This window comes from Roseivivax sp. THAF197b (assembly GCF_009363255.1).
Classification (GTDB): domain Bacteria; phylum Pseudomonadota; class Alphaproteobacteria; order Rhodobacterales; family Rhodobacteraceae; genus Roseivivax.
This window is the reverse complement of the sequence record NZ_CP045318.1, coordinates 283777-306208: the sequence shown is the minus strand read 5'-3', so window position 1 is coordinate 306208 and position 22432 is coordinate 283777. Positions and strand designations below refer to the sequence as shown.

Below are 22432 nucleotides of genomic sequence, written 5' to 3'. Positions count from 1 at the left end.
CGGGCCGGGTGCAAGCCCCGGCCCGCAGCCCGGATCAGCCGTCCTGACGGATCGTGGCGTTCGACGGATCGTAGGGACTGTCTTCGGTGATGACGGCATCCCAGAGCTGGTCGAACATCTTGACCTTCAGCGCCTGGCCCGTCTGAGCGACCTCGGGCTTGACGTAGCCCATGCCGATCGACTTGCCGAAGGCCACCGAATAGCCGCCCGAGGTCAGCCGCCCGACCCGCGTGCCATCCTCGAGATAGAGCGCTTCGCGGCCCCAGGGATCGGCATCGGCGGGCCCGTCGATCAGGACCGTGACGCATTTCGACCGGATGCCCTTGGCCTCCATCTCGGCCTTGCCATGGAAGTCCTTGGACAGGTCCACGAAGCGCGGCAGATCGGCCTCCAATGGTGTCGCATCCCGGCCAAGCTCGTTGCCGAAAGCGCGGTAGGACTTCTCCTGCCGGAGCCAGTTCTGCGCACGAGCGCCCACGGGTTTCAGCCCAAACGGCGCACCCGCTTCCATGATCCGGTCCCAGAGATGCGTCGACATCTCGATGGGGTGATGCAGCTCCCAGCCAAGCTCCCCGGTATAGGCCACGCGGATCGCGCGGACCGGCACCATGCCAAGCTCGATGTCGCGGCAGCTGAGCCAGGGGAAGCGCTTGTTCGACAGGACCGTTTCAGGCTCCGCATCGCGGACAAGCTGGTTGAGCACATCGCGCGTCTTGGGTCCGGCAATGGCGAAGACGCCCCATTGCGTGGTCACGTCCTGCACTTCGATATAGCCGAAATCCCCGGCCTTATCTTCGGCGGCCTTCTTCAGGTAATCGCTGTCATAGGCCTGCCACGCGCCTGCGGAGACAAGGTAGAAGCTGTCTTCGGCCAGACGCACTACGGTATATTCGGTGCGCGTCGTGCCCGCCCCGGTCAGCGCATAGGTCAGGTTGATCCGGCCGACCTTTGGCAGCTTGTTGCAGGTGAACCAATCCATGAAGGCCGCAGCCCCCGGCCCTTTCACCACGTGCTTGGCGAAGGCCGTCGCGTCGATGATGCCGACGCCGTTCCGGATCGCCTCGGCCTCGGCCTTGGCGTATTCCCACCAGCCCCCGCGGCGGAAGCTGCGCGCGTCGTGGTCGAAATCCTCGGGCGCATCGACAGGTCCGTAATAGTTGGGCCGCTCCCATCCGTTCACGCAGCCGAATTGCGCGCCCAGCGCCTTCTGCCGGTCATAATTGGGCGCGGTGCGCAGGGGCCGCGCGGCGGGGCGTTCCTCGTCGGGATGGTGCAGAATGTAGACATGCTCATACGCCTCTTCGTTCTTCTTGATGGCGTATTCGGTGGTCTGCCAATCGCCGAAGCGCTTGGGATCGAGCGAGGCCATGTCGATCTCGGCCTCGCCCTCGACCATGAGTTGGGCGAGGTAATAGCCGGCACCACCCGCCGCCGTGATCCCGAAGGAAAAGCCCTCGGCCAGCCACATGTTGCGCAGGCCCGGCGCGGGACCGATCAGCGGATTGCCGTCAGGCGTGTAGCAAATGGGACCGTTATAGTCGTCCTTCAGGCCCACCTCTTCCGAGGAGGGGATGCGATGGATCATCGACATGTATTCCTCTTCGATCCGCTCCAGATCGAGGGGGAAGAGGTCCGCCCGGAACGAGTCAGGCACGCCGTAGGCAAAGCGCGCGGGCGCGTTGCGCTCATAAGGGCCCAGAATCCAGCCGCCGCGCTCTTCGCGGACGTACCACTTGGCATCCGCATCGCGCAGCACCGGATGCTCGCCATGGGTCTTGCGGTACTCGACGAGCGCCGGGTCGGGCTCGGTCACGATGAATTGGTGCTCGACCGGGATGGCCGCCGACTTGATGCCCAACAGTTTCGCCGTGCGCTGCGCGTGGTTTCCAGTGGCGGTCACGACATGCTCGGCATGGATGACCATCTGTTCCTCGGAGGGCACGAGGTTGCCGCCCTTTTCGACCGTTTTGGTGACCGTGACTTCCCAGTGATCGCCGGTCCAGTGATAGCCGTCGACCTGCCATTTGCGTTCAATCGAAACGCCCCGTTGCCGCGCGCCCTTGGCCATCGCCATGGTGACGTCGGCGGGGTTAATGTAGCCGTCCGTCGGGTGGTAGATCGCGCCTTCGAGATCGTCGGTGTTGACCAGCGGCCAGCGCTCCTTGATCTGCGCGGGCGTCATCCACTCGTAGGGCACGCCGCAGGTCTCGGCGGTCGTGGCATAGACCATGTATTCGTCCATGCGCGCCTTCGTTTGGGCCATGCGCAGGTTGCCCACGACCGAGAAGCCCGCATTGAGGCCGGTCTCTTCCTCGAGCGTCTTGTAGAACTTGATCGAGTAGTCGTGGATATGCGTGGTCGCGAAGGACATGTTGAAATAGGGCAGAAGACCCGCTGCATGCCATGTCGAGCCAGACGTCAGCTCGTCGCGTTCGAGAAGCATCACATCCTCCCAGCCCGCGCGGGCGAGATGGTAGGCGATGGAGGTGCCGACGGCGCCGCCGCCGACGACGAGCGCTTTCACATGCGTTTTCATGGGCCTGGATTCCCCTGTCCGTTTCCACTGTCGTAGCGCGGCGCGCGCGAGCGCTGCTCACGGCTGCCGACACGTCGCGGCAGGAAAGCGACATCGACGCTTGCAGAGACGGAATATGACGCGACATGGCGCCGCGGAGATCAGTCGCCGCTCTGAGGCACCCGGACCAGAAGCGCGCCTGCATCGGTGATTTCCCGCACGGATTGCGCGGCACCGGGCAGTGCGGAGGGTTGCCGCTCCGAAGATGTCATCGGTCGGGACGGCAGGGCAGCGGCGTCGGTCGGAACGCTCGATTGCACCGGATCACCGCCCGCAAGCGCCGACAGCCCGAGCACACCGCCGCTGATCTCATCCAGCGCGGCCAGCTGTTCCTCTAGACCGATGCCGTATTTTTCCTGGGCATAGGATTGAAAGACCATGTTGGCCCCGATGCCGAGCCCGGCCATGACCATCCAGGACAGCACCATCTGGCGCAGACGACGCACGGCATAGGCGCGGAACCCTGTCCGAGGCGCGCGTTTCGCCTTGGCGCGCCTTTTCAACTGCGATGGACGGAAGACATCGTTGAGTGCCTGTTCGCTCATGACATTGCCCAGTTGCTCTGTGCCCCGAGCGAAAGGTCACGCCGAAATCTGACGCCAAAGCGGCAGCGCGATGAAAAATCGAAGGTTGTCCGTGAACGGGGCCACACCCTTTTTCCGGGAAACTCGCAGCCTTTTCTGGTAACATCGGAATATTTCAAGACGATCCGATTTCAGGAGACATATTATGGCCGGGATCAAGATTCTCGACGCAGCCGATCTCATTCGCGACGCCTATTCGGGCGATCTGGGCGACCGGGTGCAGACCTCCATCGACATTCGCGGCGTGCAGGCGCATTTCCTCAAGGATGGAACGCTTGTCATTCCGGGCACGAACGAGTTTTCCGACTGGTTCGATTTCAACCTGCGTTTCGGCAATGTGGACGTACCAGGCCATGGCTTCGAGGTGGTGCCGGGAGACAGCGGCACGCTCTGGCATGGCGGGTTTCTGGAACATGCGCAGATCGTCTACACCTTCGCCAAGGGGCTTCGGCCCAAATGTATCGTCGGGCACTCGCTGGGGGCGGCTTCGGCGCAGATCGTGGGCGCCTCTCTGGGCGTGCCCTCCGTCGCCTTCGCCTCGCCCAAGACCTGCCGGTCTCGCCAGCGCATGCCCGGCGAAGGGTGGGTGCTGAACATCTGCCGCATCGATGACGCGGTCTGCCACGTGCCGCCGTCCTTCCTTGGGTTCCGTGTCGTGGGCAGCCATTACTGGCTGACGCCCGCCGAGGCCGATCCCGGCGAGGATCACCGCATCCACAATTACAAGGAGCTGCTGAAGCTCGCCCGCGTGAAGGAGCGTGTGCCCACCGAATGGCCGCGTTGAGCGGCAGACGGCAAAATCACGCTGATTCCCGTGATGCGCACCCTTTCACCTGCCCGGGGACGCTCCTATAAGGGCGACGCTCGATCCCGCGGGGAGTCGCGGGTCGATGTCGCTTTAGGGGAACGCATTCATGTTTGGTTTGGACAAGCTGTTGGGCGCCTTCTCGGCGGACATGGCCATCGACCTCGGGACCGCGAACACGCTGGTCTACGTCAAAGGTCGGGGCGTGATCCTGTCGGAGCCGTCCGTGGTGGCCTATCACGTCAAGGACGGCGTCAAGAAGGTGCTGGCCGTGGGCGAGGACGCCAAGCTGATGCTCGGCCGGACCCCGGGCTCGATCGAGGCGATCCGCCCGATGCGCGAAGGCGTGATCGCGGATTTCGACACGGCCGAGGCCATGATCAAGCACTTCATCCGCAAGGTGCATCGTCGGTCGATGTTCTCCAAGCCGAAGATCATCGTCTGCGTGCCCCATGGCGCGACACCCGTGGAGAAGCGCGCGATCCGCACCTCCGTGCTCTCCGCAGGTGCTCGCAAGGCGGGCCTGATCGCGGAACCCATCGCGGCGGCCATCGGCGCCGGCATGCCGATCACCGATCCGACTGGCAACATGGTCGTCGATATCGGCGGCGGCACCACCGAGGTCGCGGTTCTGTCCTTGGGTGACATCGTCTATGCGCGCTCGGTACGCGTGGGCGGCGACCGGATGGACGAGGCGATCATCAACTACCTGCGCCGCCAGCAGAACCTGCTGATCGGCGAATCGACCGCCGAGCGGATCAAGACCACCATCGGCACCGCCCGGATGCCCGATGACGGACGCGGCACCTCGCTACAGATCCGGGGTCGCGATTTGTTGAACGGCGTCCCGAAAGAGACCGAGATCAGCCAGGCGCAGGTCGCTGAAGCGCTCTCCGAACCGGTGCAGGCGATCTGCGAGGCAGTGATGACCGCGCTTGAGGCAACCCCGCCGGATCTGGCCGCCGACATCGTCGATCGCGGTGTGATGCTGACCGGTGGCGGCGCGCTTCTGGGCGATCTGGACCTTGCCCTGCGCGAGCAGACGGGTCTTGCCGTCTCCATCGCCGATGAGAGCCTCAATTGCGTCGCCCTCGGCACCGGCAAGGCGCTTGAGTATGAAAAGCAGCTGCGTCACGCGATTGACTACGACAGCTGATCCGATGACCCTCTGACGAGAGGGGTGCACACATGGCCCGAGACCGCGCTGGAAGCGACGACTATACCGGCCCGCTGAAGCGTTTGCTTCTGGCGATGCTGGTGCTGTGTCTGATTGCGATCTTCCTGCTCTGGCGTATCGACAGCCCTCGTGTGGAGCGGTTCCGCGCGCAGGTCATCGACAATATCGTACCGAGCTTTTCCTGGGCCATGGCGCCCGTCACCGCCGTCGTGGACCTCGCGGGCGACTTCCGCAGCTATCAGCAGATCTACGAGCAGAACCAGGAATTGCGCCGCGAGTTGCGCCAGATGACCGCCTGGAAAGAGGCGGCGCTGCAGCTCGAACAGGAAAACGCCCGGCTGCGCGACCTGAACAACGTGCAACTCGATCCCAAGCTTACCTACATCACCGGGGTCGTGCTGGCGGACGCCGGATCGCCCTTTCGTCAGACCGTGCTCATCAATGTGGGCTCCCGCGACGGGATCGTGGATGGCTGGGCCACGATTGACGGGATCGGTCTCGTGGGCCGGATCTCGGGCGTGGGCGCGAACACCTCCCGCGTGATCCTGCTGACCGATGCCACGAGTCGCATTCCCGCCGTCATCCAGCCTTCGGGCCAACGCGCGCTGATCACGGGCGACAACACCTCGGCGCCGCCCATCGACTTTCTGGAAAACCCCGATCTGGTCCGCCCCGGCGACCGGATCGTGACCTCGGGCGACGGTGAGGTCTTCCCGCCCGGCCTGCTGATCGGTCAGGTCGCGGAAGATCCGGGCGGGCGGCTGCGCGTGCGGCTCGCCGCCGATTACGAGCGGCTGGAATTTCTGCGTGTGCTGCGCGATCACGGCGCGCGGCGCGTGACGCAACCCTCCGCCCTGATCGCCCCGGCAAATCCCGTGGTCGAGGCGGAAACGCCGGAGGACCCGGCCGAGGTCACGCAATGATCGACGGCGCGATCCTGAAAATGTGGCTGATGCGGTTCGTCCTGATCGGACTTGCCGTGATCGTGGTCTTCTTCCACCTCCTGCCGCTGCACCACCTGCCACCCCGGCTGGCCGGGCCCGATATCATCACGCTGCTGATCTTCGCCTGGGCGCTGCGACGCCCCGATTATGTGCCCGCCTGGATGATCGCGCTGGTGGCGCTGCTGGCCGATTTCATCTTCCAGCGGCCGCCGGGATTATGGGCCGCGCTGACGGTCGTTTTCGCCGAAAGCCTCAAATCCGGCGAACGGCGCCAGCGCGAGACGAATTTCATGATGGAGTGGCTGAGTGTCGCGGTCAGCCTCGGTGTGATGACGCTGATCTACCAATTGACCAAGGTCTTGCTTATCATCGAGCCTGTAGGCTGGGTGCTGGCGATCTCGTCGGCGCTGGCCTCCATCCTGTTCTACCCGGTCGTCGTTGGGATCTCGCGGCTGCTCGGGATCGCGCGATCGTCGCCGAGAGACAGTGACCGATTGGGATTGGGCGCATGAAACGCACAACGAAGGAAGCCTCGGAAAGCTATGCCCGCGTCTCGCGCCGGGGCATGATCCTTGGCGGTTTGCAGCTGGGCTTCGTGGGTCTTCTGGGCCTGCGCATGCGGCACATGCAGGTGGACCAGGCCGACGAGTTCCGCCTCCTGGCCGAGGAAAACCGCATCAACCTGCGGCTCATCCCGCCCTCACGCGGGCAGATCTTCGATCGCAACGGGCGCATCATTGCCGCCAATGAACCGGCCTACCGGATCACCATGGTCCGCGAGGATGCCGAGGATGTGGATGCGGTCATGGCGCGCCTTGCCGCCCTGGTCGATCTCGACCCCGACGATATCGAACGCGCGCGGGCCGAGATGGCCCGTTCGGCGCCTTTCCTGCCCGTGACAGTGGCCGATCGCGTAAGCTGGGAAGCGGTCAGCCGCATCGCCGTCAACGCCCCTGCCCTGCCCGGCGTCTCGCCCGAAGTGGGCCTTTCCCGCGTCTATCCCGACCGGGAGACCTTCGCGCATGTGGTGGGCTATGTCGGTCCGGTCTCCGAGCGCGACCTTGCGCGCTATGAGGACCCCGAGCCGGTGCTCCGCATCCCACGCTTCCAGATCGGCAAGGTCGGCGTGGAGCGCAATTACGAAGAGAGTCTGCGCGGGCGCGCGGGCGCCAAGCGGGTCGAGGTCAACGCAGTGGGCCGTGTCATGCGCGAACTCGACCGCCGCGAGGGCGAGGCGGGCTCGGACGTGCAGCTGACCGTCGACAGCGAATTGCAGAACTACGTGCAGGCCCGCCTCGGCGAGGAAAGCGCGAGCGTCGTGGTCATGGATCTCGAACATGGCGACCTTCTGGCCATCGCCTCTGCCCCCTCCTACGATCCGAACAAGTTCGTGCGGGGGATTTCGGTCTCCGATTATGGCGTCTACCGCGAGAACGAGCGCCGCCCGCTCGCCTCGAAGACAGTGCAGGATGCCTATCCGCCCGGCTCCACCTTCAAGATGGTCACGGCATTAGCGGCGATGGATGCGGGCGTCGTCTCCCCTTCGGAGACCGTCTGGTGCCCCGGCCATCTCGCCGTCGGGGGTCGCCGGTTCCATTGCTGGAAGCGCGTGGGCCACGGGCACATGAACCTCGAGGAATCCCTGCGCGAAAGCTGCGACGTCTATTACTACGACCTCGCGCTCAAGGTGGGCATCGAGAAGATCGCCGAAACCGCACGCCGCCTGGGCCTTGGCGAGGTGCATGACATCCCGATGTCCGCCGTGACCGAGGGGCTGATCCCGGACAAGCAGTGGAAGCTGCGCAACCGCAACGCGAGCTGGGTGATCGGCGATACGGTCAATTCCTCCATCGGCCAGGGCTTCGTTCTGTCCTCTCCGCTGCAACAGGCGGTGATGACGGCGCGGCTGGCGACGGGCCGGGCGCTCAAGCCGCGGCTGGTGAAGTCGGTGGACGGGGTCGAGACGGCCCGCGATCCCGGCGAACCCATGGGCTTCAACGAAAACCATCTGCTGCAGCTGCGCCGCGCGATGTATTCCGTTTCGAACAACCGCCGCGGCACGGGCTACCGATCCCGCATCATCGACGACGCGATGCGCATGGCGGGCAAGACCGGTACCAGCCAGGTGCGCAACATCACCGCCGCCGAACGCGCACGCGGCGTGACCCGCAACGAGGACCTGCCCTGGAAGCGGCGCGACCACGCGTTGTTCGTGAACTTCGCGCCCTATGACCAGCCGCAGATTGCGGTGGCCGTTGTGGTGGAACATGGCGGCGGCGGCTCGACCGCGGCAGCCCCGATCGCGCGCGACGTCACGCTTCAGGCGCTCTTCAAGGGTGACCCGCCGCTCGAAGCCTATCCGACCAAGGATCGCGAACGGATCCGCGAGCAGCAGGAGCGCCTCGCCGAGGAGCGTCAGGACCGGATGCGCGACGGACGGAGCCGCGCATGAGTTACCTCGAATATTCGGTCAAGACCGTCCCTTCGGGCTGGCGCAAGATCCTCTATCTCAACTGGCCGGTGGTCGTGCTGCTGACCGCCGTGGCGGGCGTGGGCTTCCTGATGCTCTACTCGGTGGCGGGCGGCACGTTGCAGCCCTGGGCTGAGCCGCAGATGAAGCGCTACGTGCTGGGGCTCGTGGCGATGTTCGTGGTCGCGTTGGTGCCGATCTGGTTCTGGCGCAACATGGCCTTCGTGATCTACCTCGCCGCCCTGGGCCTTCTGGTCGCGGTGGAGTTCGTGGGCTCGACCGGCATGGGCGCGCAGCGCTGGATCGATCTGGGCTTCATGCGGCTGCAGCCGTCCGAAGTGATGAAGATCGCCCTCGTGATGGCGCTTGCGGCCTATTACGACTGGCTGCCGCTCCGGCGCGTGTCGAACCCGATCTTCGTGATCCTGCCCATCGTCCTGATCCTTCTGCCCACCTTCCTGGTGCTGACGCAGCCCGATCTCGGCACTGCGATCCTGCTTCTGACCGGCGGCGGGCTGATGATGTTCCTCGCGGGCGTGCACTGGGCCTATTTCGGCATCGTCATCGCTGCTGGGGCCGCGGGCGTCTCGGCTGTCTTCAAGAGCCGCGGCACCGACTGGCAGCTGCTGAAGGATTACCAGTTCCGCCGGATCGACACCTTTCTCGACCCCTCGACCGACCCGTTGGGGGCGGGCTACCACATCACGCAGGCGAAGATCGCCATGGGCTCGGGCGGCTGGACCGGTCGTGGTTTCATGCAGGGCACGCAGTCGCGGCTGAACTTCCTGCCCGAGAAGCACACCGACTTTATCTTCAACACGCTGGCCGAGGAATTCGGCTTCGTGGGCGGCGTATCGCTTCTGGTGCTCTACGTGCTGATCCTGATCTTCTGCATCGTCTCGGCCCTGCAGAACAAGGACCGGTTCTCATCGCTGCTGATACTCGGCGTCGGCCTCACGTTCTTCCTGTTCTTCGCGGTGAACATGTCGATGGTGATGGGCCTCGCACCCGTCGTGGGCGTGCCGCTCCCGCTGGTGAGTTACGGCGGCTCGGCGATGCTTGTCCTGATGATCGCCTTCGGGTTAGTTCAGTCGGCGCATATCCACCGCCCGAGGTAACACCATGTCCGTGAATGTTCTTTTTGCCGCGCGCGAGGCTGCCTGGGCCAGCTACGAGGCTCCGCTGCGCAAGGCGCTGAAGGACGCGGGGGTTGCAGCCACCTTGTCCACCGACCTGCCCGCCGAGGAGGTCGATTACATCATCTACGCCCCGAACAGCACCCTGCAGGACTTCACGCCCTTCACGCGCACCAAGGCGATCCTGAACCTCTGGGCCGGGGTCGAAGGGATCGTGAAGAACCCGACCCTGACGCAACCGCTCGCCCGGATGGTGGACGAGGACGGGCTGACACAGGGCATGGTCGAATGGGTCACGGGGCACGTGCTGCGGCATCATCTCGGGATGGATGCGCATATCGTGAACCCCGATCATGACTGGATCGAACAGGCGCCTCCGCTCGCCCGCGAACGGGTCGTGACGATCCTGGGCCTCGGCACTCTAGGCACGGCCTGCGCGGAGATGCTGGTCCACCTGGGCTTCGAGCTGCGTGGCTGGAGCCGGTCCGGCAAACGGCTGGACGGCGTCACCTGCTATTCCGGTCAGGACGGGCTTGAGGCCGCTTTGAGCGGCGCCGATATCGTCGTGCTTCTGCTGCCCGACACCCCCGCGACGGAGAACGTGATGTCGGCGCACAGCCTGTCGCTGATCAAGCGCGGCGGAGTGATCATCAACCCGGGCCGTGGGCCGCTTATCGACGATGCGGCCCTTCTGTCCGCGCTCGATACCGGCCAGATCGGTCACGCGACGCTCGATGTGTTCCGCACCGAGCCGCTGCCCCAGGACGATCCCTATTGGACGCATCCGCGCGTGACCGTGACGCCGCATATTGCCTCCGAGACCCGGACCGACAGCGCCGCCCGCGTCATCGCCGAGAATATCCGCCGCGGCGAGGCAGGCGAGCCCCTGCTGCATCTCGTTGATCGCAAAGCCGGATACTGAGCGGACCGTCCCTCTCATCCGCACGTCCCACGCGCATTCAACGCGCCGCGCCCTGTCACGTTCGGACCAAAAATACCTCCGGGGGTCGCCTTTGTCGCGCCATTGGTCCGAGAGACAATGGCGACGGGGCAGAGCCCCCAGCCGATCCGCGTGCTCAAGCGCGCGGATCGTTCAAGCGCGCTCTTTGCGGTAGCGAAACACGCCCGATCCCTTCGCGATCACCGCACCCTCGTCATCGCGGATCACACCTTCAGCAAAAAAGGTGCTTTTGCCACCACCCGTGCGCCAACCCTCTGCGATCAGACGCGTGCCTTCAGGGCGGGACAGGTACTGCACGTTCAGCGACAGGGTCAGCGCCATCTGCGGACGATCTGCATCGCCGGTCCAGGTGCCCGCATAGCCCATCGCCGTGTCGAGAAGCGTGGCATGCACACCGCCATGCGGCAGGCCCTGCCGGTTCCCCAGATATTCCGCAAGCGGCAGTTCGATCCGCGCGTAATCCGCCGACCAGGCCGTCCGCTCCATGCCCAGATGCTGCTGGAACGGATAGGGATCTTCGGGAAAATCCTCCGCCATGCTCAGCGCTCCAGCCAATCGAGGCCAAGCGCCGCAAAGCGTGGCACATAGGCGCCCAGACGCAAACCCGCTTCGGGGTTCGAGGCATTGCCGTCCAGCGCGCGCTTCTTCACGCCCTGCAGGATCGCGGCCATGCGGAAGAAGGCGAAGGCCACGTAATAACCGAACCGCGCAGGTGGGGCGATGCCGCGATGGGCGCAATACATCGCCACGAACTCCTCATCCGAGGGCAGGCCCAGCGCGGCGCGATCAAGCCCCGCGAGACCGCGGCCTTCGGCCCCGGGCGGCATCTGCCATTGCATGATGACCCCGGCCAGGTCCGCCAGGGGATGACCCAGCGTGGACAGCTCCCAATCGAGCACCGCGGTGCAGGTCGGCCGCTCGGTATCGAATAGCATGTTGTCGATGCGGTAATCGCCGTGCACGAGCGTGCGCTGCCCGTCATCATCGGGCATCTCCGCGCCAAGCCGGTCGATCAGCCGGTCCATGTCGGGCAAGGGCTCGGTCTCGGAGGCGCGGTATTGCTTGGTCCAGCGCCCGAGCTGGCGTTCGTAGTAATTCCCCGGCGGGCCGAAATCCGACAGCCCCACCGCGTCGATATCGACGTCATGGATCGCGGCCAGAACGCGGGCCATCTCGGCGATGAGGTCGCCGCGTTCGCCCGGCACCAGATCGGGCATGGACGGATCGTCGATATTGCGCCCCGTGACATGGGTCATGACATAGAACATCGAGCCGATGACATCCTCGTCCTCGCAGAGCGCGATCACCTTCGGCACCGGAACATCGGTGGCAAAAAGCGCCTTCTGAACGCGAAACTCGCGATCCACCGCATGAGCGGATTTCAGAAGCGTCCCGGGCGGTTTCCGGCGCAGCACGTAAGATCCCGATCCCGCATTCAGCCGGTAGGTCGGGTTTGACTGCCCCACGTCGAATTTCGTGGCACTGAGCGGGCCCGAATAGCCCGGCACATTGGCCGCCATCCAGCGCCCGACCCGTGTGATGTCCAGCTCGGCCATCAGGTGCCCCGCTGCGTGTACTTCTTCAGCTCCGCCCGCGCGACCTGACGGCGGTGCACCGCATCAGGGCCATCAGCGAAACGCAGCGTGCGGATATGGGTCCACATATGCGCAAGATCGGTGTCCTGGCTGATTCCCTCCGCACCGTGGAGCTGCATCGCCTCGTCGACGACCTTCCCGGCCATCAGGGGCGCCACGACCTTGATCTTGGAGATCCAGGGCTGCGCCGCGCGCACGCCTGCGCTGTCCATCATCCAGGCCGCCTTGAGGCAGAGAAGCCGCGCCATCTCGATCTCCATCCGCGCATTGGCGATGATGTCGTAATTTGCTCCGAGCTCGACCAGCGGCTTGCCGAAAGCCTCGCGCGCAAGCCCGCGACGGCACATCATCTCCAGCGCCTTCTCGGCCTGCCCGATGGCGCGCATGCAATGATGGATGCGGCCCGGTCCGAGGCGGCCCTGCGCCACCTCGAAGCCGCGGGCCTCGCCCAGCACGACATTCTTCGCAGGCACCCGCACATCGGTGAAGCGCAGATGCATGTGCCCGTGCGGCGCGTCATCCGCCCCGAAGACCTTCATCGGGCGCAGCACCTCGATCCCCGGGAGGTCCGGGTCCATGACAAACATGGTGTGGCGCTGGTGCTTGGGCGCCTCCGGATCGGTGCAGGCCATCAGGATATAAAGCCCGCAGCGCGGATCGCCCGCCCCCGAGATCCACCACTTTTCGCCGTTCAGCACGAAGTCGTCACCGTCTCGCCGCGCCTCAAACGCAAGCTGTGCGGCGTCGGAGGAGGCGATATCCGGTTCCGTCATCACGTAGGCCGAACGGATCTCGCCATCCAGAAGACGGCCCAGCCAACGCTCCTTCATCCAGTCTTCGCCGTAGCGTTCCAGCACTTCCATGTTGCCGGTATCAGGGGCGTTGCAGTTGAAGACCTCGGCAGCGATCGGCACCTTGCCCATCTCCTCGGCAAGGTAGGCGTATTCTACGGTGGTCAGGCCGTAGCCGCGATCGCTGTCCGTCAGCCAGAAGTTCCAGAGCCCCCGCTTCCGCGCCTTGGCCTTCAGACCGTCGAGGATCTCGAGCTGGCGGGCCGTGTGATGAAACCGGCCCTCGGGATGCTTGCCCACCTCGGCATGAAATTCCGCGTCGAGCGGCGCGATCTCCTCTTCGACCATCTGGCGCACGGCCGCGATGAGCGGGCGGACCTTCTCGGTGATGCCAAGATCCATCAGCTTTCCTCCTTCCAGCTGACAAGCGTCAGCCAATCCGCGGCCAGCGCGGGTTTCTCTTCGCCGTCCCGTTCCACGGTCACGTCCCAGCGCAACAGGACGCCGCTATCGCGCTCCTGCATCTCGGCGATCTGGAACAGACCACGGACGCGGCTGCCCACGGCAGTTGGCGCGATGAAGCGCACGCGATCGAAGCCGTAATTCACCGAGATGGCGCCCGGCGGCAGATCGTCCGGCATGACGTCGTAGACCATGGCCGACAGCATCGACAGGACGAGGTAGCCATGCGCCACCGGCCCGTCGAAGCCTGCCGCGCGCGCCGCCGCGTCGCCGAGATGGATACCCTGCCAATCCTCGGTCGCATCGGCGAAGGCCCGCACCCGGTCTGCCGTGATCTCGTACCAGCGCGAGGGCTTCGGCGCGCCGGTGCGCAATTCCTCAGACAGCATCGGGCAGGACGTAATCGCTGAATTTCTGGCGCAGCGTCAGCTTCGACACCTTGCCCGTCGCCGTCAGCGGCAACGCCTCGACGCAGACCATGGCATCCGGCAATTGCCACTTCGCCACATGCTCCAGCATCATGTCGTGCAGCTCGGACAGCTCCGGCGCGTCGCCCTCGGGCACCACGATCAGGAGCGGACGCTCGTCCCATTTCGGATGCGGCACCGCGATCACCGCGCAGCTTGCGACATTGGGGTGGGCCATGACGATGTTTTCAAGGTCGATCGATGAAATCCACTCACCGCCCGACTTGATCAGGTCCTTCGTACGGTCCTGGATCGTCAGGAAGCCCTGCGTGTCGATGGAGGCGACATCGCCCGTGCCGAACCATCCCTCCGCATCGATGGCCTTCTCCGACGCCTCAGCGTTGTTGAAATAGCCCGACACGACAGTATTTCCGCGCACGTAAAGCTCGCCCGTCGCCTTTCCGTCATGTGGCAGGCGCTGGCCCGTCTCGTCCACGATCTTCAACTCCACCCCGAAGAGGCGTCGGCCCTGCTTGGCCTTGAGCGCCATCTGCGCGTCCCAGGGCAGCTCCTTCATCTCGGCGGACAAGAGCCCGTGCGTGCCCACGGGGCTCATCTCGGTCATGCCCCAGGCATGGCAGACCTCGACGCCGGACTTCTCGAACCCTTCGATCATCGAGCGGGGTGCAGCCGAGCCGCCAACCACCACCTGCGCGAAGCCATTTGGGTTGCGCCCGCGCTTGTCGATCTCGGCCCGCAGGCCTTGCCAGACCGTGGGCACCCCCCAGGCCGAGGTGACGCTCTCGGCCTCCATCAGGTCGAACAGCGACGCACCATCGAGCTTGCCGCCGGGCATGATCAGGGATGCCCCCGAAAGCGGCGCGGCATAGGGCAGACCCCAGGCATTGACGTGAAAGAGCGGCACGACCGGCAGGACACGCGCGCCCTCGGTCAGCGATTTCGACAGGCCGATCGCCACGGTCATCGCGTGCAACACTGTCGAGCGATGGGAATAGAGCGCGCCCTTGGGATTGCCCGTCGTGCCGGAGGTATAGCACAGCGCAGCAGCGCTTTCTTCGGGCAGGCGCGGCCAGTCGAACTCGGTCGGCTGGTCCTCCAGCAGCTCTTCGAAACACAACAGATCGAGCGCGCTTTCGGGCATATGCGCCCGGTCGGTCATTGCCACGAGGATCAGATCCTTCGGCAGATGCTCGGCCAGCCCCTCGAGGATCGGCGTGAAGGTCACATCGAAGCACAGTACCCGGTCTTCGGCATGGCCGATGATGTAGAGCATCTGCTCGGCCGAGAGGCGCGGATTGATCGTGTGACACACCGCCCCCATGCCCGAGACGGCGTAATAAAGCTCGAAATGCCGGTAGCCGTTCCAGGCGAGTGTCGCGACCCGGTCGCCCGCACCAATGCCAAGCTTCGCCAGACCATGTGCCAGCTGGCCCGCGCGCGCGTAAGCCTCGGCATAGGTTTCGCGGTGAATGTCCCCTTCGGTGCGCACGGATACGATCCCCGCCGCGGGATGGGCGCCTGCCGCATAGCGCAATATCTCGATGATCGAGAGCGGTTCGTTCATCATCATGCCGTGCATCTGGCCCTCCCTTGCCGTATGCGCGTATCGTGTCCATCAGTGTGACGGAGGAGGCGCGTCCTCCGCAACCGCAAACCCACCCTCGATCCGAAAGTCGCAAGAATGTCCGATACCTACCGCCGCATTGCCCTTGCCCGCCGCCCGGAAGGCAGCCCCCAGCCCGAGGATTTCGCGCTCAAGACGGAGCCCCTGCCGGACCTCGCCCAGGGCGAGATCCTGATCCGCACCGAGTGGCTGTCGCTCGATCCCTACATGCGCGGGCGCATGGATGACGCCAAAAGCTATGCCGAGCCGGTCGCCATCGGCGGCACCATGACGGGCCAGGGTGTGGGCCGGGTAATCGCCTCGAAGGCGGAGGGTTTCGCCGAGGGCGATACCGTCACCGGCATGACCGGATGGGCCGACCATGCGGTCCTCCCGGGTGCCGAATGCCGCAAGCTCGATCCCGGCACGCCGCCCTCGGCGGTGCTGGGCGTTCTGGGCATGCCGGGCTTCACGGGCTGGCGCGGCCTTCACGAATATGGACGGCCCAAAGCGGGCGAGACGCTCGTCGTGGGGGCCGCGACCGGCCCTGTCGGCGCGATGGTCGGGCAGCTCGCGCGCCTTGCAGGTCTGCGCACGGTGGCCATTGCGGGCGGCCCCGAGAAGTGTCGCATCGCGACGGAGACATTCGGCTTCGACGCCGCCATCGATCACCGCGCCCATGACGACGCCCGCGCCTTGCGCGCCGCAATCGCCGAGGCCGCACCGGACGGCGTCGACATCTATTGGGAGAATGTCGGCGGCAAGCTCCTTGAGGCCGTTCTGCCGCTCATGAACACCCATGGCCGCATCCCGCTCTGCGGTGCCGTGGCGTGGTATGGCGGCGTCGATAGCGAGATCGACAACCTGCCCATGGCCTGGCGGTCGATCCTGGTGAAACGGCTGTCGGTGAACGGGTTCATCATCTTCGATCACTGGGATCACTACCCGGACTTCCTCAAGGAGGTCGGACCGAAGGTGAGCTCGGGTGAGATCACCCATCTCGAAGATGTGGCCGAAGGGCTGGAAAACGCCCCCGCCGCTTTCATGGCGATGCTCAAGGGTGGCAATACCGGCAAGCAGGTCGTCCGGATCTGAGGCGGCACGCCCCCGCCAGCATTCAGCGCGGTCCTGCCAGGTCAACGCGGCAGGACCGCTTCATGCGCGCGGGCGGCATCCGCCCCGCCTTGAACCCAATGCGACGCCTTCCCCTGCGCGACTAGCTCCGGCTGTTTGCCGCATCGATCCCTGCCGCCACCGCCTACGCGCAGCCCGGCAGATGCACGTGCTGCCCTTCAGGCTTCACCTTTCCCGAAAACGCGAAAACCCGGCTCAAGCCCGCGCCGCGGCTGGGATCAGCCGCGCCCGATATAGGGCATTTTCGTCGCCATCACCGTCATGAACTGGACATTGGCCTCGGGCGGCATATCCGCCATCAGCCGCACGGCGCGAACTGCCTCACCGACATCCATCACCGGGGGCTCCGGGATGCCACGGGCACGGTTGGTCTCGATGATGCCATCCAGAAGCTCGGTGTGGGCGTTGCCGATATCGATCTGCCCGCAGGCGATGTCGAATGCCCGCCCATCGAGGCTGAGGCTCTTGGTCAGCCCGGTGATGGCGTGTTTGGTCGTTGTGTAGCACACGGAGTTCTCGCGCGGCACATGGGCCGAGATCGAGCCGTTGTTGATGATCCGCCCCCCTTGCGGCGCCTGCGCCCGCATCCGCGCGAACGCCGCTCGGGCGCAAAGGTACATGCCCGTCAGGTTGACACCAAGAACCTCCGTCCAATCGGCGACGGAGATCTCGTCGATGAGGGCCGCAGGGCCGAAGAGACCCGCGTTGTTGAAAAGCACGTCCAGACGTCCGGTGCGCGCCACGAAGGTCTCGAACGCCGCCTCCACCGCCTCGGGATCCGCGACATCCGCAGGTAATACGATTGCGCGCTCATGCCCGTCCGCCACCGCACGCAAGGCCGCCTCGCGCCGCGCCAGCAGGCCCACCTGCCAGCCTGCCTCCAGGAAATCGCGGGCCACGGCCGCGCCGATGCCCGAGGAGGCGCCGGTGATCAGGATGCTTTTCACGTCTCTTCTCCTTCGACCTCGGCACTCAATTCCAGCGGGGCCGCCGGGGCGCGCCGCAGATCATCCACGCTGAGCGGCGATGCAGGCTTGGCCAGCCGGTTGCGCACCACCCAGAGCAACCGGTCCTGCGCGCGGGTGATTGCGACGTAAGCCAGCCGCTTCCAGAGGGGCTGGCCCGCCTCCGATCGGCCCATCTTCGCCGCGACGTAGAGATCCGGCGCGAAGACCTGCACCGCGTCCCATTGCGACCCTTGCGCCTTGTGAATGGTGACCGCCGCGCCATGGAGGAACGTGGCGCCCATCCGCGCGGCAAAGGGAATGAACGGCTCTTCCTCGTCCGGCTTCTCGATCTTCACGATGGACGCCGCCGAGATGCGCGGCTCCGGCGCGCCCATGACGTGCAGGCGCGAAAACCCGGGCTTCTTGCCCGGGCCGAGATAGACCACCTGCGCCCCCTTGATGAGGCCCCGCGCCTCGAGGTCGAGGCGCTTCTTGCGGTGCTTGAGCGGCAATTCGATCCCGTCGCAAATAAGCGGCTCGCCTTCCAGAAGCTCGGTCTCGGGCGCGCCATAGACCGAGCGGAAGGCGTTGATCAGCCGGATTCGCGTCGCGTTCCGCCAGACCAGAACCGGCGAGCGCGCCATCAGGTCGACCTCGACCCGCTGCGCCCAGACGACGCGGTCATCCTGCCGGGCCTTCTCCTCGATCATCTGCTCGAAATCCTGAAAGCTCAGCTGCGGATCGGACAGGGCATGGGCAAGATCGAGGATAGGGTTGTCGGCCTCCTGACGGTGCACGCGCGCGAGCTCCATCTTCTGGCTGTCCTTGAGGCCATCGAAGACCATCGCGCCCGATTGGTTCACCGGCGCGAGCTGTGCGGGATCGCCGAAGAGCAGAAGGTTGGGAAAGATCTCCTGGAGGTCCTCGAATTGCCGTGCATCGAGCATCGAGGCCTCATCGACGAAGCCGATATCGAGCGGCTCCTCGCGGCGCTTCCAGCCGGTGATGAAATCCGATCCGCGCAGGCCCGCGGCAGCCAGCGCTGCGGGCACGGATTTATGGCCCTGATAGGAGGCGAACGCCCGGTCGAGCGCGTCATCGCTCAGCGCTTCGATCTCGGGCTTTTCGCCGTTGCCCATCAGCCATTCCGCGATCTTCTCGTATTCCGGATCATAGACCGGCGTGTAGAGAATGCGGTGGATGGTCGTGGCGGGCACGCCGCGATTGCGCAGAACGCTCGCGGCCTTGTTGGTGGGGGCGAGGATCGCCAGCGTGCGGCGCTCCTTGCGACGACGGCTTTCGTAATCGCCCGAGACCGTCTCAACGCCCGCATCCCCCAGCGCCCGGGCCAGTTCCGCCAGAAGCATCGTCTTGCCCGATCCCGCCTTGCCCAGCAGCGCCATGACGCGGCTTCTGCCCTCTTTCGCGGGCAGGCAGAGGCCATCCTCAAGGTCCACGCCCGCCTCTTTGAGCATTTCTGCTACGCGGTCATAGGCCTGGGCCTGGTCGTCGGAAAATGTCAGTGCGGGCAAGCTCATGCGCGGACCCTACAGGCCCGCCAAAGCCTCCGCCAGAGGTCAGGCCGCGACGGCAGCGATGCGGATGTCGGACTTTCCGAACGCGGCGTCGAACCAGGCGCGGGATTGCGCGGGATCGATACCCGCCGAGGCCGCGACGCGCGCCCGCGCTTCCGGCGTGAAGGACCAAAGCCCGACCGAGATGCGCGCCCGCCCCTCGCCTTCGCTTCCAAGCACCTCCGGGGCGGCACCGATGCGATTGTAGATGCGGACCATGCGCGCATCGAAGACACCCACGTAATGCTCCACCCCGAAGCCCTGCATGACCTCGCCGCCTGCCAGCATCAGCGCCGCCGCCGCGCCGGGATCGGTATTCCGCGCAAGACAGAAGCGGGTGCATTCCCAGATCAGCGGGCTTTCGATGCGCACGCCCTCGGTCAGATGGCCGAAATGATCATTGACCATGGTATCGCCCGTGGTCGGCATCAGCCGCATGGACCCGCCATGGGTGCCATCGGCGCGTTCCCAGATCACATAGAGCGGGTTCATCGCGTCATATGCATCCCGTTCCTCGCCCGCATCGTCGACGCTGACCTCCCATCCGAGACGGGTGCGGAACTGGTCGGCGCGATCGCGGAACATGCTTTGCGCAAGACGCGGGAAACGGGAAAGTTCGGAAGCATAAAGGTAGCGGATCATCATGTGGCCCTTTCCATCTTGATGGAAAAAGCCTCGCGCACCGTGCCTTAAAAGTGGTTAATCGCAGCGCACGTTGCGCGGATCTTTACTGCGCCCCGCAGCCTCCGATCACACAACGATCAGGCCGCGTTGCAAGGCCTGCGCGACCGCATGCGTGGTATTCAGCGCGCCGAGTTTGAAACGCGCGCTTTCGATATAGACCCGCAGCGTGGATTCCGAGATCGACAGCGTATCGGCGACCTGCGCGCGCGAATATCCCACCGCGATCAGCGTCATCGCATCCACTTCGCGGGGCGACAGCGTCGTTGCTGGTTTCGGCCCGCGTCCCGGCTGGAATTCCAGCGCTTTCTGATTGAAGTAATGCGCGATCAGGATGAGTTCGCGCCGGTGACTTTCCGTGAAGCTTTCCCACACGTCGTCGTCACAGGAATGGTTCAGTGTAAAAAGGGCGAATTGGCCGTTCGGTCCCCGGATCGGGACAGAGAAACCCTGATTGCCCAGCCCGTGATCCATCGCGTCGCGGAGAAACGCACGCGCGGATTTCGAGGACCAATCGAGACGTTTCCAATCCACCGGGTGAAAGCGTTGAAAGCAGCCGATGATCACGGGATCGACGCGCAGATATCCTTTGTCGAGATACCGGGTGACCCAGGCCGGATCATATGTCCCGCAGCCGAATTGCTCCCCGTCGGCAGCGACCCAATGATAGACGATGTGATCGACGCGGTAATGGTCCCGCAAATTCTCGATCAGCGGTTGCAGGTCATCCTGCGAAATCGCGGCTTCAAGCCGCGCCAGCTGTCCGTCCAGCCCTGAACTCGGCAACGCGATTCCCACCGCCCACTCCCCTTTCATGGGACGCGATCTCGGCATGGGCGATCATTTGCGCCTCGTCCAGTTGAGCAGCCAAAAGGTCGAGCGCGTTTGCATTTGCAAATCGTGTCAGGTCCGAGAGTACGTCTATTATCCAGTCATGTTGCATAGAATGCTCAACTCCAAATAGTTAACGATTGGTTAACGCAACCTTAGCAAGAACTGTTTCTTCTGGAAATTCACGAATTCCACCTCCTCCGAAATAGCGAGGCCACGCAGTGCAAACGCCCATAATCATGGGTGCCCCGCCCTCCGGGCATGCGAAGGCCCGCATCCGGTGTGTCAGGATGCGGGCCCAAACGCCTCGGAATCGTAAGAAAGCTTAACCTTTGGCAGCCAGCGCGTCTTCCAGCGTACGCAGCCCGGTCTTGGGCGACTGGACCAGCACGGACATGTTGCCGGGCTTATGCTCGTTCCGCATCATCTTCATGTGCGCGTCCGGAATCTCGGACCACGGGAAGACCTCGGACATGCAGGGATCGAGGCGCCGCTCCATCATCAGCTTGTTGGCCGACGCGGCCTGCTTGAGATGGGCGAAGTGGCTTCCCTGCAGACGCTTCTGGTGCATCCACATGTAGCGCACGTCGAACGTGGTGTTGAAGCCGGTGGTGCCTGCGCAGATCACCACCATGCCGCCCTTCTTCACCACGAGCGTGGAGACCGGGAAGGTCGCCTCACCGGGATGTTCGAAGACCATGTCGACATTCACGCCCTTGCCGGTGATGTCCCAGATCGCCTTGCCGAACTTGCGGGCCTCTTTCAGCCATTCGTTGTATTCGGGGCTGTTCACCGTGGGCAGCTGACCCCAGCACTTGAAGTCCTTGCGGTTGATGACGCCCTTGGCCCCGAGCGACATGACGAAATCGCGCTTGTCCTCGTCCGAGATGACCGCGATGGCATTTGCGCCTGCGGTGTTGGCCAGCTGAATCGCGTAGGAGCCCAGACCGCCCGACGCGCCCCAGACCAGAACGTTCTGACCGGGCTTCAGCTCATGCGGGTGATGACCGAAGAGCATCCGGTAGGCGGTGGCCAGCGTCAGCGTGTAGCAGGCGCTTTCTTCCCAGGTCAGGTGCTTCGGGCGCGGCATGAGCTGCTGGGCCTGCACGTTGGTGAACTGCGCGAAGGAGCCGTCCGGCGTCTCGTAGCCCCAGATCCGCTGGGTGGGCGAGAACATGGGATCGCCGCCGTTGCATTCCTCGTCGTCGCCATCGTCTTGGTTGCAGTGTATCACGACCTCGTCGCCGACTTTCCAGCTTTTGACCTTGTCGCCCACGGCCCAGACGATGCCCGACGCGTCGGAGCCCGCGATGTGGAACTCGGCACCATGCACGTCGAAGGGCGAAATCGGCACGCCCTTGCCCGCCCAGACGCCGTTATAGTTGACGCCCGCGGCCATCACGAGAACCAGCACTTCGTGGCTGTCGAGCTTCGGCACGTCGACGACTTCGACCTTGAAGGACTTGTCGGGATCGCCGTGGCGCTCACGCCGGATGGTCCACGCGTACATCTGTTTCGGCACGAACCCCATCGGAGGGATTTCGCCAATCTCGTAGAGATCCTTTTCGGGTGCATCGTATTCCGCGATGCCGGTCTGGGTGTCGAGAGCCATGACTGCCTCCTGTCCTGCGTGCTGTCTCTTCGTGCAATCACGCCGCACTGCGGCAGCGGAATCGTCCTGCACGCTGGAATATCGCTGCTTACGCAACATTTCAATAATGTTTGCGGGTAAAT

At 64.7% G+C, this 22432-nt stretch carries 20 protein-coding genes; 8 read left to right on the top strand and 12 right to left on the bottom strand.

Going from position 1 to position 22432, the window contains the following annotated elements:
• Window positions 1-34: 34 nt before the first annotated feature.
• Both FIV09_RS01560 and FIV09_RS01555 read right to left on the bottom strand, forming a co-directional pair.
• Entirely contained in the window at window positions 35-2536 is a 2502-nt protein-coding gene (locus tag FIV09_RS01560) for an FAD-dependent oxidoreductase (RefSeq protein ID WP_152448339.1), read from the bottom strand.
• A 140-nt stretch (window positions 2537-2676) separates the two neighbouring features.
• Window positions 2677-3120: a hypothetical protein gene (locus FIV09_RS01555; protein ID WP_152448338.1), complete on the bottom strand. Its 444-nt coding sequence runs from the start codon at window positions 3118-3120 to the stop codon at window positions 2677-2679.
• Window positions 3121-3304: 184 nt separating this feature from the next.
• On the opposite strand from FIV09_RS01555, the gene FIV09_RS01550 reads away from it, so the two are divergent.
• From FIV09_RS01550 to FIV09_RS01520, 7 genes are all read left to right on the top strand, one after another.
• Window positions 3305-3943: a hypothetical protein gene (locus FIV09_RS01550; RefSeq protein ID WP_152448337.1), complete on the top strand. Its 639-nt coding sequence runs from the start codon at window positions 3305-3307 to the stop codon at window positions 3941-3943.
• A 130-nt stretch (window positions 3944-4073) separates the two neighbouring features.
• The gene (locus FIV09_RS01545) at window positions 4074-5120 is read left to right on the top strand and encodes a rod shape-determining protein (RefSeq protein ID WP_152448336.1); all 1047 of its coding nucleotides are present in this window, start codon (window positions 4074-4076) and stop codon (window positions 5118-5120) included.
• Window positions 5121-5152: 32 nt separating this feature from the next.
• On the top strand, window positions 5153-6064 hold the full coding sequence (gene mreC, locus FIV09_RS01540; protein ID WP_152448335.1) for a rod shape-determining protein MreC: 912 nt from the start codon (window positions 5153-5155) through the stop codon (window positions 6062-6064).
• Window positions 6061-6597, top strand: coding sequence for a rod shape-determining protein MreD (locus FIV09_RS01535; RefSeq protein WP_152448334.1), 537 nt, complete (start codon window positions 6061-6063; stop codon window positions 6595-6597). The genes mreC and FIV09_RS01535 overlap by 4 nt, the downstream gene beginning before the upstream one ends.
• Window positions 6594-8537: a penicillin-binding protein 2 gene (gene mrdA / locus FIV09_RS01530; protein ID WP_152448333.1), complete on the top strand. Its 1944-nt coding sequence runs from the start codon at window positions 6594-6596 to the stop codon at window positions 8535-8537. Before FIV09_RS01535 ends, mrdA begins: the two co-directional genes overlap by 4 nt.
• On the top strand, window positions 8534-9673 hold the full coding sequence (gene rodA / locus FIV09_RS01525; protein WP_152448332.1) for a rod shape-determining protein RodA: 1140 nt from the start codon (window positions 8534-8536) through the stop codon (window positions 9671-9673). Before mrdA ends, rodA begins: the two co-directional genes overlap by 4 nt.
• A 4-nt stretch (window positions 9674-9677) precedes the next feature.
• Window positions 9678-10613 carry a glyoxylate/hydroxypyruvate reductase A gene (locus tag FIV09_RS01520; protein ID WP_152448331.1) on the top strand — a complete coding sequence of 312 codons (936 nt, stop codon included), beginning with the start codon at window positions 9678-9680 and terminating at the stop codon, window positions 10611-10613.
• A gap of 171 nt (window positions 10614-10784) precedes the next feature.
• Here FIV09_RS01520 and FIV09_RS01515 read toward each other — a convergent pair whose 3' ends face one another.
• Genes FIV09_RS01515 through FIV09_RS01495 form a run of 5 tightly spaced genes read right to left on the bottom strand, consistent with a single transcriptional unit; the run spans window position 10785 to window position 15507 of the window.
• A complete protein-coding gene (locus FIV09_RS01515; RefSeq protein WP_152448330.1) occupies window positions 10785-11189 on the bottom strand; it encodes a PaaI family thioesterase in 405 nt (134 codons plus the stop codon).
• Between the two features lie 2 nt (window positions 11190-11191).
• The gene (locus tag FIV09_RS01510; RefSeq protein ID WP_152448329.1) at window positions 11192-12208 is read right to left on the bottom strand and encodes a phosphotransferase family protein; all 1017 of its coding nucleotides are present in this window, start codon (window positions 12206-12208) and stop codon (window positions 11192-11194) included.
• Window positions 12208-13440: an acyl-CoA dehydrogenase family protein gene (locus FIV09_RS01505; protein WP_152448328.1), complete on the bottom strand. Its 1233-nt coding sequence runs from the start codon at window positions 13438-13440 to the stop codon at window positions 12208-12210. The genes FIV09_RS01510 and FIV09_RS01505 overlap by 1 nt, the downstream gene beginning before the upstream one ends.
• Window positions 13440-13889 (bottom strand): MaoC family dehydratase, encoded by a 450-nt coding sequence (locus FIV09_RS01500; protein WP_152448327.1) that lies wholly within the window; start codon window positions 13887-13889, stop codon window positions 13440-13442. The genes FIV09_RS01505 and FIV09_RS01500 overlap by 1 nt, the downstream gene beginning before the upstream one ends.
• Window positions 13879-15507, bottom strand: a complete 1629-nt coding sequence (locus FIV09_RS01495) for a long-chain-fatty-acid--CoA ligase (RefSeq protein WP_152448326.1) — start codon at window positions 15505-15507, stop codon at window positions 13879-13881. The genes FIV09_RS01500 and FIV09_RS01495 overlap by 11 nt, the downstream gene beginning before the upstream one ends.
• A gap of 102 nt (window positions 15508-15609) precedes the next feature.
• On the opposite strand from FIV09_RS01495, the gene FIV09_RS01490 reads away from it, so the two are divergent.
• On the top strand, window positions 15610-16626 hold the full coding sequence (locus FIV09_RS01490; RefSeq protein WP_152448325.1) for an NADP-dependent oxidoreductase: 1017 nt from the start codon (window positions 15610-15612) through the stop codon (window positions 16624-16626).
• Between the two features lie 257 nt (window positions 16627-16883).
• Here the strand turns inward: FIV09_RS01490 and FIV09_RS01485 are convergent, their stop codons facing one another.
• From FIV09_RS01485 to ccrA, 5 genes are all read right to left on the bottom strand, one after another.
• On the bottom strand, window positions 16884-17612 hold the full coding sequence (locus FIV09_RS01485) for an SDR family oxidoreductase (protein WP_152448324.1): 729 nt from the start codon (window positions 17610-17612) through the stop codon (window positions 16884-16886).
• Complete coding sequence (locus tag FIV09_RS01480) at window positions 17609-19150, bottom strand: ATP-dependent RecD-like DNA helicase (protein ID WP_152448323.1); 1542 nt, start codon at window positions 19148-19150, stop codon at window positions 17609-17611. The genes FIV09_RS01485 and FIV09_RS01480 overlap by 4 nt, the downstream gene beginning before the upstream one ends.
• Before the next feature lie 39 nt (window positions 19151-19189).
• Entirely contained in the window at window positions 19190-19828 is a 639-nt protein-coding gene (locus FIV09_RS01475; protein WP_152452273.1) for an acyl-homoserine-lactone synthase, read from the bottom strand.
• A 108-nt stretch (window positions 19829-19936) separates the two neighbouring features.
• The gene (locus FIV09_RS01470) at window positions 19937-20659 is read right to left on the bottom strand and encodes an autoinducer binding domain-containing protein (RefSeq protein ID WP_371417763.1); all 723 of its coding nucleotides are present in this window, start codon (window positions 20657-20659) and stop codon (window positions 19937-19939) included.
• 364 nt (window positions 20660-21023) lie between these two features.
• On the bottom strand, window positions 21024-22310 hold the full coding sequence (ccrA, locus tag FIV09_RS01460; protein ID WP_152448320.1) for a crotonyl-CoA carboxylase/reductase: 1287 nt from the start codon (window positions 22308-22310) through the stop codon (window positions 21024-21026).
• Window positions 22311-22432: the final 122 nt, after the last annotated feature.